This window comes from Pseudomonas sp. P65(2024) (assembly GCF_057480955.1).
Genome location: NZ_JBLIYX010000009.1, coordinates 82,487 through 96,901, shown reverse-complemented (window position 1 = coordinate 96,901; position 14,415 = coordinate 82,487). Strand labels below are relative to the sequence as shown.

The 14,415-nt window shown below is 65.3% G+C and carries 13 protein-coding genes; 9 read left to right on the top strand and 4 right to left on the bottom strand.

Annotated features, from left to right (window positions below; genetic code table 11):
* Positions 1-25: 25 nt before the first annotated feature.
* The 6 genes from AC25MA_RS14460 to AC25MA_RS14435 all read left to right on the top strand — a co-directional run bounded on the left by AC25MA_RS14460 (position 26) and on the right by AC25MA_RS14435 (position 5,236).
* The gene (locus AC25MA_RS14460; RefSeq protein ID WP_016391678.1) at positions 26-967 is read left to right on the top strand and encodes a ribose-phosphate pyrophosphokinase; all 942 of its coding nucleotides are present in this window, start codon (positions 26-28) and stop codon (positions 965-967) included.
* 123 nt (positions 968-1,090) lie between these two features.
* Positions 1,091-1,687, top strand: a complete 597-nt coding sequence (locus AC25MA_RS14455) for a 50S ribosomal protein L25/general stress protein Ctc (protein ID WP_028691149.1) — start codon at positions 1,091-1,093, stop codon at positions 1,685-1,687.
* A 79-nt stretch (positions 1,688-1,766) separates the two neighbouring features.
* Positions 1,767-2,351, top strand: a complete 585-nt coding sequence (pth, locus tag AC25MA_RS14450; protein ID WP_023629555.1) for an aminoacyl-tRNA hydrolase — start codon at positions 1,767-1,769, stop codon at positions 2,349-2,351.
* Positions 2,352-2,374: 23 nt separating this feature from the next.
* Complete coding sequence (gene ychF, locus AC25MA_RS14445; RefSeq protein ID WP_028691150.1) at positions 2,375-3,475, top strand: redox-regulated ATPase YchF; 1,101 nt, start codon at positions 2,375-2,377, stop codon at positions 3,473-3,475.
* Positions 3,476-3,631: 156 nt separating this feature from the next.
* A complete protein-coding gene (locus AC25MA_RS14440) occupies positions 3,632-3,928 on the top strand; it encodes a cupin domain-containing protein (RefSeq protein ID WP_028691151.1) in 297 nt (98 codons plus the stop codon).
* A gap of 147 nt (positions 3,929-4,075) precedes the next feature.
* A complete protein-coding gene (locus tag AC25MA_RS14435; protein WP_186596448.1) occupies positions 4,076-5,236 on the top strand; it encodes an MFS transporter in 1,161 nt (386 codons plus the stop codon).
* A gap of 24 nt (positions 5,237-5,260) precedes the next feature.
* On the opposite strand, the gene ycaC is transcribed toward AC25MA_RS14435, so the two are convergent.
* On the bottom strand, positions 5,261-5,881 hold the full coding sequence (gene ycaC, locus AC25MA_RS14430; RefSeq protein ID WP_028691153.1) for an isochorismate family cysteine hydrolase YcaC: 621 nt from the start codon (positions 5,879-5,881) through the stop codon (positions 5,261-5,263).
* Between the two features lie 327 nt (positions 5,882-6,208).
* Here ycaC and AC25MA_RS14425 point away from each other — a divergent pair, with 327 nt between their 5' ends.
* From AC25MA_RS14425 to AC25MA_RS14415, 3 genes are all read left to right on the top strand, one after another.
* Positions 6,209-6,598 carry a YybH family protein gene (locus AC25MA_RS14425; protein ID WP_062364680.1) on the top strand — a complete coding sequence of 130 codons (390 nt, stop codon included), beginning with the start codon at positions 6,209-6,211 and terminating at the stop codon, positions 6,596-6,598.
* Positions 6,599-6,685: 87 nt separating this feature from the next.
* Positions 6,686-8,185, top strand: a complete 1,500-nt coding sequence (locus tag AC25MA_RS14420) for a purine-cytosine permease family protein (protein ID WP_486972135.1) — start codon at positions 6,686-6,688, stop codon at positions 8,183-8,185.
* Positions 8,186-8,198: 13 nt separating this feature from the next.
* Positions 8,199-9,629: an aldehyde dehydrogenase family protein gene (locus tag AC25MA_RS14415; RefSeq protein WP_197866444.1), complete on the top strand. Its 1,431-nt coding sequence runs from the start codon at positions 8,199-8,201 to the stop codon at positions 9,627-9,629.
* Between the two features lie 391 nt (positions 9,630-10,020).
* On the opposite strand, the gene AC25MA_RS14410 is transcribed toward AC25MA_RS14415, so the two are convergent.
* From AC25MA_RS14410 to AC25MA_RS14400, 3 genes are all read right to left on the bottom strand, one after another.
* A complete protein-coding gene (locus AC25MA_RS14410) occupies positions 10,021-12,423 on the bottom strand; it encodes a DUF3772 domain-containing protein (RefSeq protein ID WP_486972134.1) in 2,403 nt (800 codons plus the stop codon).
* Between the two features lie 54 nt (positions 12,424-12,477).
* Positions 12,478-13,536, bottom strand: coding sequence for a bifunctional DNA-binding transcriptional regulator/O6-methylguanine-DNA methyltransferase Ada (gene ada, locus AC25MA_RS14405; RefSeq protein ID WP_069017853.1), 1,059 nt, complete (start codon positions 13,534-13,536; stop codon positions 12,478-12,480).
* Positions 13,537-13,649: 113 nt separating this feature from the next.
* Positions 13,650-14,276, bottom strand: a complete 627-nt coding sequence (locus AC25MA_RS14400) for a DNA-3-methyladenine glycosylase family protein (RefSeq protein ID WP_028691159.1) — start codon at positions 14,274-14,276, stop codon at positions 13,650-13,652.
* Between the last annotated feature and the right edge of the window lie 139 nt (positions 14,277-14,415).

Here is a 14,415-nt window from a genome sequence, read left to right as displayed (position 1 = left end):
TACCCTCAGCCTTCAGGTACTGCGCGTGTCCAAGATGATGGTCTTCACGGGGAATGCCAACCCCGATCTGGCTCGGCGTGTTGTACGTCAGCTGCATATTCCACTGGGTGATGTTTCTGTCGGTAAATTCTCCGATGGCGAAATCAGTGCTGAAATCAATGAAAATGTCCGCGGTAAAGACGTCTTCATCATTCAGCCCACCTGTGCTCCAACCAACGACAATCTGATGGAACTGGTCGTGATGGCAGATGCCTTCCGCCGCTCCTCAGCGTCGCGAATCACCGCCGTGATTCCCTACTTCGGATACGCCCGCCAGGACCGCCGTCCGCGTTCGGCACGTGTAGCCATCAGCGCCAAAGTCGTCGCTGACATGCTCACTGTCGTGGGTATCGACCGTGTACTCACCGTCGACCTGCACGCTGACCAGATCCAGGGTTTCTTCGATATCCCCGTCGACAACATCTACGGCTCGCCCGTACTGGTCGACGACATCGAAGACCAGCGTTTCGAGAACCTGATGATCGTTTCCCCGGACATCGGTGGTGTGGTGCGTGCTCGCGCCGTCGCCAAGTCCCTGGGTGTCGATCTCGGGATCATCGACAAGCGCCGCGAAAAGGCTAACCACTCCGAGGTGATGCACATCATCGGCGACGTCGAAGGACGCACCTGCATCCTGGTAGACGACATGGTCGACACCGCCGGCACCCTGTGCCATGCGGCCAAGGCCCTGAAAGAACACGGTGCCGCCAAGGTCTACGCCTACTGCACGCACCCTGTCCTGTCGGGCCGCGCGATCGAGAACATCGAGAAGTCGGTACTGGACGAGCTGGTGGTGACCAACACCGTGCCGCTGTCCGCCGCTGCTCAAGCCTGTGACCGTATCCGCCAGCTGGATATCGCACCGGTTGTTGCTGAAGCGGTACGCCGCATCAGCAACGAAGAATCGATCAGCGCGATGTTCCGCTAAGCGGATCACTCGCTGACGAAAAGCGCCCCGCCCCAACACTGGTTGTTGGGGCGGGGCTTTTTTGCCATCCCCGTCTGGCGCTGGTCGCAAACGCCTTTCGGGAGGCTAATTTGGAGAAACAAAATGACTGACTTCATCCTGAACGCCCAAGCGCGTACTGACCTGGGGAAAGGTGCGAGCCGCCGCCTGCGTCACTCCGCCAGCATCCCTGCCGTTGTCTACGGTGGCAATAAAGAAGCCCAATCCCTGACCATCGTGGCCAAGGAAATTGCCAAGCTGTTCGAAAACGAAGCTGCCTTCAGCCACGTGATCGAACTGAACGTCGACGGCGCCAAGCAGAACGTCGTGGTCAAGGCCATGCAGCGTCACCCGGCCAAAGGCTTCATCATGCACGCCGACTTCGTTCGCGTCGTTGCTGGCCAGAAGCTGACCGCCAAGGTTCCAGTTCACTTCGTCGGTGAAGAAGCCCCGATCAAGAAAGGCGGCGAGATCTCGCACGTCGTTTCCGAGATCGAAGTGTCCTGCGAAGCCAAGGATCTGCCTGAGTTCATCGAAGTCGACCTGTCCAAGGCCGAAGTCGGCACCATCATCCACCTGTCGGACCTGAAAGCTCCGAAAGGCGTAGAGTTCGTTGCTCTGGCCCACGGTGATGACAAAGCTGTTGCCAACGTCCACGCCCCGCGCGTTGCCGCTGAAGCTGCTGAAGGCGCTGCCGAGTAATCCACTCGCACGCCGGCGTTGATCGGGTTACAGTGCCGCGCGCACCGTAACCCACCAACTCCAAGGAAGAGCCCCTGACGTGACCGCCATCCAGTTGATCGTCGGCCTGGGTAACCCCGGCCCCGAATACGAACAGACCCGGCATAACGCAGGGGCTCTTTTCGTTGAACGCCTCGCCAGCGCCCAGCGCGTTTCGCTGTCCGCTGACAAAAAGTATTTCGGCCTGACGGCTAAGTTCAGCCATCAGGGCAACGATGTTCGCCTGTTGATCCCCACCACCTACATGAACCGTAGCGGCCAGTCCGTGGCGGCTCTGGCCAATTTCTTCCGCATCAAGCCGGAAGCGATCCTGGTGGCCCACGACGAACTCGACCTGCCTCCCGGCGTCGCCAAGCTCAAGAGAGGCGGCGGCCACGGTGGGCACAACGGCCTGCGCGACATCATCGCGCAGCTCGGCAACCAGAACGACTTCCACCGCCTGCGGCTCGGCATCGGCCACCCGGGCGACGCCAAACTGGTCTCCAACTTCGTCCTGGGCCGGGCGCCACGCGCCGAGCAGGAGAAGCTCGACGCCAGCATCGATTTTGCCCTCGGCGTGATGCCCGACGTGCTGGCCGGCGACTTCGCCAAGGCCATGCGCGAACTGCACAGCCAGAAGGCCTGACACTTTACGAAAGGGGAATTCCCATGGGTTTCAATTGCGGCATCGTCGGCCTGCCCAACGTCGGCAAGTCCACCCTGTTCAACGCCCTGACCAAGTCCGGCATCGCGGCGGAGAACTTCCCCTTCTGCACCATCGAGCCGAACAGCGGCATCGTGCCGATGCCCGACGCGCGCCTCAACGCGCTGGCCGAGATCGTCAAGCCGAACCGCATCCTGCCGACCACCATGGAGTTCGTCGACATCGCCGGCCTGGTCGCCGGTGCCTCCAAGGGTGAAGGCCTGGGCAACAAGTTCCTCGCCAACATCCGCGAGACCGACGCTATCGCCCACGTGGTGCGCTGCTTCGAAGACGAGAACGTGATCCACGTCTCCAACAGCGTCGACCCCAAGCGCGACATCGAGATCATCGACCTCGAACTGATCTTCGCCGACCTCGACAGCTGCGAGAAGCAACTGCAGAAGGTCGCCCGCAACGCCAAGGGCGGCGACAAGGAAGCCCTGGCTCAGAAGGCCATCCTCGAGCAGCTCATCCCCCACTTCACCGAAGGCAAGCCTGCGCGCAGCCTGATGAAGAACATGAGCGCCGAAGACAAGGCGGTGATCCGCGGCTTCCACCTGCTGACCAGCAAGCCGGTCATGTACATCGCCAACGTCGCCGAAGACGGCTTCGACAACAACCCGCACCTGGATGTGGTCAAGGCCATTGCCGAGGAAGAAGGCGCGGTGGTGGTGCCGGTGTGCAACAAGATCGAAGCCGAGATCGCCGAGCTGGACGACGGTGAAGAGAAAGACATGTTCCTCGAGGCCCTGGGCCTGGAAGAGCCTGGCCTGAACCGCGTGATCCGCGCCGGTTACGAGTTGCTCAACCTGCAGACCTACTTCACCGCAGGCGTGCAGGAAGTGCGTGCCTGGACCGTACGCGTGGGCGCTACCGCCCCACAGGCGGCCGGCGTGATCCACACCGACTTCGAGAAAGGCTTCATCCGCGCCGAAGTGGTGGCCTACGACGACTTCATCCAGTTCAAGGGTGAGGGCGGCGCCAAGGAAGCCGGCAAATGGCGCCTTGAAGGCAAGGACTACATCGTCAAGGACGGTGACGTGATGCATTTCCGCTTCAACGTCTGATACCCCGCTCCTGAAAAAACCCGCTGCGGCGGGTTTTTTTTCGCCTGCTGGGCGGAAAAAGTTGAGTGTTCGCACGACTGACTGCCAGCAGACTTGGATTTAACCCACCGCGCAAGCAGCCCAGGCTGGACGCTTTTCCGTGAACAGGCCTACTCCATGACGCAGCAGACCCAACGCCCCAAGGCAGTCCCCACCGTGCAGGTGAATACCGACGAAGTGATCGTCACCGAATGGCGCTTCGCCCCCGGCGCCGAGACCGGCCAGCATCGCCACGGCCTCGATTACGTGGTGGTACCGATGACCGACGGCACCTTGTTGCTGGAAACCCCGGAGGGTGACAAACACGCCCCCCTGGTGGCAGGCCAGAGCTACTTCCGCAAAGCCGGCGTGGAACACAACGTGGTCAATGCCAGCGATCACGAGATCGTGTTCATCGAGACCGAGTTGAAATAACATGGCCTCACGCAGGCCGCTCCTACACCTGCGTGAACCGGGATAACCGAAGCACTGCCTCGAAACCCGATGGACCTGACCACTGCCGGTCAACCGTCGGGACAAATGGGTCCGGACCTTGGCCGGCCCGTTTATCGGAGGCAACACATGAGCCCGCGTATCTGGCTGCTGGCCCTGGCGACATTCGCCACGGGCATGGCGGAAAACATCACGGTCGGCATCCTGCCGGCCCTGGCCGATGGCCTGGACGTTCCGCTCGGCGTGGCCGGGCAACTGACCACCGTCTTCTCCCTGAGCTTCGCCCTCGTCGCGCCCTTCTCTCCCCTGCTCACCACACGCTTGCCGTTGCGTGGCCTGCTGTGCGCCACGTTGGCTTTGTTCGCCCTGTGCAACCTGCTCGCGGCCTGGGCGCCCGGTTACACCGCGCTGTTGATCGCCCGTATCGGCATGGCCACAACCAGCGCGATGACCTGCCTGACGTGCACACTGATGGCCACGCGCATGGCGCCCGAAGCCCTGCGCGGGCGCGCCATCGGGGTAATCTTCATGGGTATCTGCAGCTCGCTGATACTGGGTGTGCCGGCCGGCATGCTGCTGTGCGACGCCCTGGGCTGGCGCGGCGTGTTCCTCGGCCTTAGTGCCTTGACGGTAGCGGTGCTGCTGATGGCCTGGCGCGGGCTGCCGACGCTGCAGAGCACCGAACGCATCGCCCTGGCCAGCTACGTGCGCCACCTGCGCGATAGCCGCCTCACGGCCGCGCAGGGGGTATCGCTGTTGATGATCGCCGGGCACTTCACTGTATTCGCCTACCTCGCGCCTTACGCCCAGCAGGTCGCCCATGTACCGCCGCAATGGCTGGCAGCGGTGTTCGCGGCATTCGGCATTGCCGGTGTCTCGGGCGGCTATGTCGGTGGCTGGATGGCCGATCGGTTGGGTGTGGCCAAGGCCATCCTGCTGGCGCCTCTGTTGTACCTCGCCAGCCTGCTGATGCTACCGCTTAGCGCGGGCACGCCGTGGCTGTTCCTGCCGGCGATGATGCTCTGGGGCGGGCTGAGCTGGACCACCTCGCCAGTGGTGCAGAGCTACCTGGCCAGGCGCGGCGAGGATACCTTCCCGGCGGGCATGAGCCTGAACATGTCGGCCATGCACCTAGGCGTCGGATTGGGCTCGGCCATCGGTGGCGTGGTGATCACAGGCTCGGCACTGGAAGCCACGCCTTGGGCCGGGGCATTATTGACCGCTCTGGCAGCGGGGTTGGCGATCTGGTCCGCGACACCTGCGAATGGCATATTGAAACTGGCGCGGTAATCGCTCACCGCACCAGTGAAAGCGCTACTTGGCCAACTTGCTGTAGCTGGTCATCAGGTTGCGATAATCGGGGATGTGGTTGGAGAACAGCGTGCCCAGCCCCTCGATGTCATTGCGCCAGTCGCGGTGCAGCTCGCATGCCACGCCGAACCAGGTCATCAGTTGCGCGCCCGCGGCCTCCATGCGCCGCCAGGCCGAGTCGCGGGTCAACTCGTTGAAGGTGCCGGAGGCGTCGGTGACGACGAATACATCGAAACCCTCCTCCAGCGCCGACAGCGCCGGGAAGGCCACGCAAACCTCGGTGACCACCCCGGCGATGATCAGTTGCTTCTTGCCGGTGGCCTTCACCGCCTTGACGAAGTCTTCGTTGTCCCAGGCATTGATGTTGCCGGGGCGGGCAATGTAGGGCGCGTCGGGGAATTGCTCCTTGAGCTCGGGCACCAGAGGGCCGTTGGGGCCGGTTTCGAAGCTGGTGGTGAGGATGGTGGGCAGCTTGAAATACCTGGCGAGGTCGGAAAGCGCCAGCACGTTGTTCTTGAAGCGGTCGGGGTCGATATCGCGCACCAGCGACAGCAGGCCGGTCTGGTGGTCGACCAGCAGTACTGCGGCGTTGTTCTTGTCCAGGCGGTTGTAGTGGAAAGCCATGGCTGAACTCCTTGCTTCAAAGGTAGGGAGTTTCAGCGTAGGCAAACATGGCGTGCAGGGCCGACCGTCAGTCGCTTGAACTTCATTGAACCAAACGTGTTCCGTGGAGCTGGCTGTAGGAGCGGCTTCAGCCGCGATCATCCGCGAAACGGATGCCAGGCTCCGTGGTGTCCGCATCGCGGCTGAAGCCGCTCCTACGGAGGGTTCTCGCCAGCCATTGGTTCACGATTTCCTGAACTGATTATTTGCCCACAGCGATTTTTCCCACCGCCCACCGCCACCAGAATCGCTTCACCAACAATCACAATAAACCGTGAGGCCACTCCCGTGGACCAGACACTCCAGGTACGGCAGGCCGCCGCCGACCTCGTCGCCGCCTTCGCCAGCAACGATACCGCCCGCTACTTCGCCTGCTTCAGCGAAGATGCCACCTTTCTCTTCCACACCGTGCCGCAACCGCTGCTGTCACGCCGAGCCTACGAAGAACTCTGGGCCAGCTGGCAGGCGGACGGATTCGTCGTGCTCGGTTGCGAGTCGAGCAACGCGCAGGTGAGCCTGCAGGGCGACGTGGCGGTCTTCATGCACGATGTGGCCACGCGCCTGCGCGTCGCCGGCGAAACCTTAGACCTGAACGAGCGCGAGACCATCGTCTTTCGGCTGCACGGCGAACGCTGGCTGGCCTGTCACGAACACTTGTCGGTCATCTCGCCGGCCTGATTCCCTTTCAAGCGGCCCTGCCGCACTGCCATCGCACCCACAACAAGGCCGCCCGACGGCCGACAACATTCGCGCTGGAGCATCACCATGAGCCACTCGACCGGTATCGAGACCAATGGCGTCGAACAGATCCCCGACGATCAACGCGACGCCACCCCGCTGGACCTGTTCCGCCTGATCTTCGGCGGCGCCAACACCTTCGCCACCTCCGTGCTGGGCAGCTTCCCCGTGCTGTTCGGGCTGTCGTTCCAGGCCGGCGTCTGGGCGATTTTGCTCGGCGTCGGCGTGGGCGCGTTGATCCTTGCGCCGATGGGCCTGTTCGGCGCGCTCAACGGCACCAACAACGCGGTATCGTCCGGCGCCCACTTCGGCGTGCACGGGCGTATCGTCGGCTCGTTCCTGTCGCTGCTGACCGCCGTGGCGTTCTTCTCGCTGTCGGTGTGGAGCTCGGGCGATGCCCTGGTCGGCGGCGCCAAGCGCCTGGTCGGCCTGCCGGAAACCGACCTGACCCTGGGCCTGGCCTACGGCCTGTTCGCGGTGCTGGTGCTGGTGGTGTGCATCTTTGGTTTTCGTTTCATGCTTTGGGTCAACAAGATCGCGGTGTGGGCCTCGAGCCTGCTGTTCCTGCTGGGCATCTTCGCCTTCGCCGGGCCCTTCGACGCGGGCTACGCCGGCAGCGTCAACCTCGGCCAGGCCGGTTTCTGGGCGGCGTTCGTCGGCGCGGCGATCCTGGCCATGAGCAACCCGGTGTCGTTCGGCGCCTTCCTTGGCGACTGGTCGCGCTATATCCCGCGCGAGACCGCCAAGTCGCGCATCATGCTGGCAGTGATCCTCGCCCAGGCCGCCACGCTGATTCCGTTCCTGTTCGGCCTGTGCACCGCCACCCTGGTGGCCAGCCAGGCACCGGACTACATCGCCGCCAACAACTACGTCGGCGGCCTGCTGGCGATCTCGCCGGGCTGGTTCTTCCTGCCGGTGTGCCTGATCGCGGTGATCGGCGGCATGTCCACCGGCACCACGGCGCTGTACGGCACCGGCCTGGACATGTCCAGCGTGTTCCCGCGCCTGCTCAGCCGCGCCGCCGCCACCCTGCTGATCGGCGTGCTGGCCATCGGTTTCATCTTCGTCGGCCGCTTCACCTTCAACCTGGTGCAGAGCGTGTCGACCTTCGCCGTGCTGATCATCACCTGCACAAGCCCCTGGATGGTGATCATGATCCTCGGCCTGATCACCCGCCGCGGCTTCTACCACGCCGATGACCTGCAGGTGTTCACCCGCGGCCAGCAGGGCGGCCACTACTGGTTCGACCATGGCTGGAACTGGCGCGGCATGGGCGCGTGGATCCCCAGCGCTGTGGTCGGCCTGTGCTTCGTCAACCTGCCGGGGCAGTTCGTCGGCCCGCTGGGCGAGCTGGCCGGCGGCATCGACCTGAGCCTGCCGGTGACCCTCGGCATCGCCGCCGTGCTGTACCTGATCCTGCTCAACCTGTTCCCTGAACCCGCTGGCGTGTATGGCCCACAAGGCCCGCGCTGGGTGCGCTGCAAAAGCACACCCGTAAAGCCTGTGACCACCGCCGAAATGGCCTGACCGGAATCCGACCATGACCACACCTCACTACATCGACGGCCGCTGGGTCGAAGGCCTGGGCAGCGACTGCATCGTTGTCCACAACCCGTCCGACGGCCAGCCGTTCAGCGAACTGATGGCCGCCAGCAGCGCCCAGGTCGACCAGGCCGTGGCCGCCGCGCGTCGTGCCCTGGCGTCCTGGAAAACGGTCAGCGCCGCCGAGCGCGCCACCTACCTGCGCGGCTTCGCCGAACAGTTGGGCCAGCGCCGCGACGAGCTGATTGCCCTGCAGATGCGCAACAACGGCAAGCCGCGCCACGAGGCCGAGATCGACCTGGACGACGCCATCGCCACCTTCGCCTACTACGCAGACCTCGCCGAGCAACTGCCGGCGAAGAACCGTGACGTGCCCCTGGCCGCGCCCGGCTTCAGCGCCCGCACCCGCCTGGAGCCGGTGGGCGTGGTCGGCCTGATCGTGCCGTGGAACTTCCCGCTGGTGACCAGCGCCTGGAAGCTCGCCCCGGCCCTGGCGGCCGGCTGCACCGTGGTGCTCAAGCCTTCCGAAGTCACCCCGCTGATCGAGCAGGCCTACGGCCAGATCGCCGAGGTGCTGGGCCTGCCGGCCGGCGTGCTGAACATCGTGGGCGGCAAGGCCGAGACCGGCGCCGCCCTGAGCGGCCACAACGGCCTGGACAAGCTGTCGTTCACCGGCAGCAACGGCGTCGGCAGCCAGGTGATGCGCGCCGCCGCGGCCCAGTGTCGGCCGGTGACGCTGGAGCTGGGCGGCAAGTCGGCCATCGTGGTGTTCGACGATTGTGATGTCGACCAGGCGGTGGAGTGGATCGTCGCCGGCATCACCTGGAACGCCGGGCAGATGTGCTCGGCCACCTCGCGCCTGCTGGTGCAGGACGGCATCGCCGATGCCCTGCTGCCGCGCTTGCAGGCGGCGCTGGAGGCATTGCGCGTGGGCAACCCGCTGGCGGAAGAAGTGGACATGGGGCCGCTGACCAGCCAGGCGCAGTGGCTCAAGGTCGCCGGCTATTTCGCCACCGCCCGCGAAGAGGGCCTGACGTGCCTGGCCGGCGGCAAGGCGCTGGACCGTGACGGCTGGTTCGTCAGCCCGACGCTGTACGTGGACGTACCAGTGAGCAGCCGCCTGTGGAGCGAGGAGATCTTCGGCCCGGTGCTCTGCGCACGACGCTTCGGCACCGAGGCCGAGGCCATCGCCCAGGCCAACGACAGCCGCTTCGGGCTAGTGGCCACTGTCTGCTCCGCCGACCTGGAACGCGCCGAGCGCGTGGCCGATGCGCTGGAGGTCGGGCATGTGTGGATCAACTCGGTGCAGGCGGTGTTCGTCGAGACCTCGTGGGGCGGGACCAAGGGCAGTGGGATTGGGCGAGAGCTTGGGCCTTGGGGGCTTTCGGGGTATCAGTCGGTGAAGCATGTGACGCGGTGTTTGGGGTGAGTAGCTGAGCCCTTTCACAGGGCGCGTGAGGCTGGCAGGTGTTCGACGGCAGCCTTGCAGCGCCTGCGAGATCGAGCGCCGCCCGCGCGACGCAAGGCCGCTCCCACATTTGTTGCAACGTACCGAACCTGTCAGGCCATGGTTGCCCGCCTTGGTGCCTGTCTTGAGACAGGTGAGGCGCCAGTGGTGCCTACACTGAAACCGCGTCGTACCAGCAAGGCGGATCCGGTAATGGCACAGGTTTGACTGGCCCGAAACAGATGCAGGAGCGGCCTTGTGTCGCGAAAGGGCTGCGAAGCGGCCCCAGGGTCTGCGCCACAAGACAGATCGCCGGGGCCGCTTTGCGGCCCTTTCGCGGCACAAGGCCGATCCTACAAGAGCCGAGATAGCCTCACACCGGCTCGTCGGCCGGTCGCCCATTCTCCTGCACCAACACCATGCTCTGCGGCGACGACAGGGCGATGCCCTCGTCACGCAAGCGCCCGAGGATGGTGAACAGCAGGTCGCTGCGCGTGCTCGACACCTGCCGCGGCGAGGCCACGTAACCGCTCACACCGATCACCATGCCACTGCTGGTCAGGTCCTTGAAGGTCACCGACGTGGCCGGCGCATCGAGGATCGACTCATGCTCCTTGTACGCCGCCAGCAACACCTCGCGCACCTTCGCCGGGTCAGTCTCCAGCGGCAGCGTCAAGGTAATGCCAACCACGCCCAAGGCATTGGCCATGGTCACGTTGCGCACGTTCTGCGAGATGAACTGCGAGTTGGGCACGATCACCGTCGAGCGGTCGGACATCTGAATCTCGGTGGCGCGCACGTTGATCCGGCGAATGTCACCCTCGACACCGGCCAGGCTCACCCAGTCACCCACCTTCACCGGGCGCTCGGTAAGCAAAATCAGGCCGGAGATGAAGTTCTGCACGATCTGCTGAAGGCCGAAACCGATACCCACCGACAGCGCGCTGACCACCCAGGTCAGGCTGGTCAGGTTGATGTGCAGGGTGGACATCACCAGCATGGCCAGGAACAGGAAGCCCAGGTAGCCGACCAGGGTCACCAGCGAGGCGCGCATGCCGGCGTCCATGTCAGTCTCCGGCAGCAGGCGCTCGCTCAGCCAGCGCTTGACCACGCGGATGGCGAACCAGCCACCGATGAAGATCGCCACGGCCAGGAAGATGTCCTGGGGCACGATGTTCAGGTTGCCCAGCACCTTGCCGCCGGTGCCGTCCCAGTCCGCCAGGCTCAGCAGTAGCTCGCCTGGGCTCGTGCCCGAAGGCATGAACACCAGCAGCGCGGCGGCGAACAGCAACAGCGTGCGACCGATGCCCGCCAGCACCGTGCTGGCCTGGGCCTGGTGGCGTTGCTGCAGGCCAAGCGCCGAGGCCAGCGCCAGGCCACCGGGCTGACGGGGCGACAGCAGGGTTTCGCACAAGTCGCCGAACACCGTCACCAGCAGGTAGGCACAGACCACCACCACGCTGATCCACAGCAGCTTGGCGGTAAGGAAGTAGGCCAGCGTCAGGTAGCCGGCCAGCAAGGTCAGCAGGATCGCCAGCACCCACACCACGATCACGAACGGGATCAGCCCGGCCAGGCCCTTGGGCCGCTCCAGGTCATGCTGGCGACGGGCGCGGCGGTAGCGCAGCAGGGCCACGACAAACAGCAGTGACACCACCAGCGCGGTCAGGCCGTTGGTGGCCAGGGTCAGCGCCAGGCTGGTGCCGATCACGCTGTTGATGCGCTCCTGGGTGAGCAGCACCATCAGCGCCAGGGCCAGGACCTTTGGGAACCAGCCCAGGGCGCTGGCCACTTCGTCGGGGATCGGCGGCAGGCGCCAGGACGGGCGCTGCAACATCAGCATGGCGCGGCCCAGGCCCGAGATGAAGGCGCTGAAGATCACCAGGGCGAGGATATGGTTGGTCAGGCTGGCGAGGTCCGTGCCCAGCTCCGCGCTGCTCTCCAGGCCCCAGCGCAGCAGCGACACCGAGCCGGAAATGGTGCCCAAGGTCGCCAGGCTGACGCTCAGCGCCAGGGCGCTGCGGCGCAGGCGGCCTTCGGGCAGCCAACGGATCATGGCGTCGGCCAGCAGGCGCTCCAGTACCCGGCGCACCAGGGTCCAGACCAGCACCGCCGCGACCAGCGCGGTAATGAACAGCCAGCGGTGCTCGGCGCTGAAAGCGCTGGCCATGGCGTCCGACACCTCGCCCCGCAGGTCGCGCAGGCGCGCCACGTCGTCGTCGGTGGGGCGGATCAGGCTCGACCAGAACGCCGGGCTCAACGGGCTGGCGGCGCGGCTGGTGATCTGCGAGTTGAACAGGCTGCGGCGCAGGTTGACGATCTGTGTCGACAGGTCACGGGCCGACTGGGTCAGCGTGGTGGCGTCCTTCTGCTCGGCGACCAGCTTGTTCTTTTCGTCGTTAAGCTGCTTGCGCTGGCGGGTCAGGCTCTCGGCCTCCTCCTCCAGCGGCGGGCCAAGCACGTTGAGCTGGTCGTCCAGGCGCTGCACGTCGGCGGTGCGCTGGGTGGCCAGCACATCGGCCTGGCGTTGCACCTGCAGGGCCGACTGGCGCAGTTGCGCGAGCAGGTCGTCATTGGCATTGCTGGTGACGCCCTGGCGGATCTGGTCGAGCCGTTCGCTCAACGCCTCCAGGCTGGCGTTCTCGTCCAGCACCTGCTGTTCGGCCACGGCCAGGCGCGATACCGGCGTGGCCGGCTGGGCCCATGCCGGCATGGCCAGGCACAACAGCAGGGCGAAAATCCCCGCATAGAATCGGTCAAGGCTGACACGCCTCATCGAAGGTTCCTCTACACAACTCGACAGGGCGTGGATTCTACGCGGTCTGGAGGCTCAGGAGAGTGCCGTCTCTCGGTCCAGCAGCTGGCGCTTGCGTTCGATGCCCCAACGGTAGCCGCTGAGGTCGCCGTCGCGGCGTACCACCCGGTGGCAGGGAATGGCCACGGCGATCGCGTTGGCCGCGCAGGCCTGGGCGACGGCCCGCACGGCCTTGGGCGCGCCGATGCGCTCGGCGATGTCGGTGTAGCTGACCGTGGTCCCCGCCGGCACCTCGCGCAGCGCCTGCCAGACCCGCTCCTGGAACGCCGTGCCCTGCACATCCAGGGGCAGCGCCAAGCCCAGGGCCGGCGCCTCGACGAAGCCGATCACCTCGGCCACCAGCCGCTCGAAGGCGTCATCGCCGCCGATCAGCTGGGCCTTGGGAAATTTGTCCTGCAGGTCCTTGAGCAAGGGTTCGGGCTCGTCACCGAGCAGGATCGCGCAGATGCCCCGTTCGCTCTGGGCCACCAGGATCGCCCCAAGTGAGCATTGGGCCAGGGCGAAACGGATGGTCGCGCCCTGGCCGCCGGCACGGTATTCCCTGGGGCGCATGCCCAGGCGCTCGCCGGCGCTTTCGTAGAAGCGGCTGTTGGAGTTGTAGCCGGCGTCGAAGATGGCTTCGGTGACACTGCCGGCGGCGTCCAGATGCTGTCGCAGCCGCTGGGCGCGGAAGGCAGAGGCATAAGCCTTGGGGGTCAGGCCGGTCTCGGCCTTGAACAGGCGGTGCAGGTGGAACGGGCTGACGTTCAGCTCGCTGCCGAGCTGGTCGAGGTTGGGGGCGGTCTGGCTGGCCTCGATCAGGCGGCAGGCGCGGGCCACCAGCTCGGTACGGCGGCTGCCCTGCCCACCCTTGCAGCGCTTGCACGGGCGATAACCGGCGGCCTCGGCCTGGGCAGCGGCGCTGAAAAATTCGACGTTCTCGCGCTTGGCCAGGCGCGACTTGCAGGCGGGCTGGCAATACACGCCGGTGGTGCGCACGGCGTAGACAAAGTGGCCTGTGGCGGCCGTGTCGCGAGCCTGCACGGCGTGCCAGCGTTCGGCGTCGGTGGTGTAGGTGGTCGGGGCGGGCTTCATCAGGGGCCTCTCCTGGGATTCGATACCGTCAGCCTGGCAGGGTGGATGATGCGTGGAACTCCGATTCTTGCGGTGTTTTCACGGGCCCCGCGATAGGGCCATGCAGGAAAGCTTCAAGCCCGCCACAGGTACCAGGCCGCCACGGTGCGATGAGGACTCCACGCACCACCCAGCGCCCGCATCTGCGCAGGCGTCGGCGCCTTGTCCAAGCCTTTCATGCGCCGATACCCCTCGCGCACGCCAAAATCATCCACCGGCAGGATATCCGATCGCTCCAGGCTGTAGATCAGCAGCATCTCCACCGTCCAGCGCCCGACCCCACGCAGCGCCACCAGACGCTCGACCAGCGCGGCGTCCGGCAGGCTCAGCGCCTCTTCCCGGCTGGGCACCACACCCTCCAATCGCGCCTGGGCGATCCCATGAACCGTGGCAATCTTGCTCGCGGAGAACCCACAGGCGCGCATCGCCTCAGGCGTCACCGCCAGCAGCTGTTCGGGCGCGGGAAACGCCCCATCCGGGAACAGCGCCAGCAACCGCCCGAGGATCGCCTCGGCCGCCCGTGCATGCAATTGCTGATAAGCGATGGCCCGCACCAGCGCCTCGTACGGCTCGCGCCCGGGCGTGGCACGGTGCAGGCAAGGCCCCACGGCGGCAATATGCCGCGCCCAGTCCGGGTCCTGCCCGGCCAGCCAGGCAGCGGCATCGTCAAAGGCCTGCGGGGATAGGTCTGCAAGGATCATCAAAGGCGTTCGCACAAGTCACGATCCCCTAGCCTAGCCCAACCGTTCATCGGTGAAACGCTCAATCTTGCTCATCGAGTCGGAGGCCTACCATTGATCCGCCCGCATCGCCCCGCATAGAATTGAGAACTATTAACAA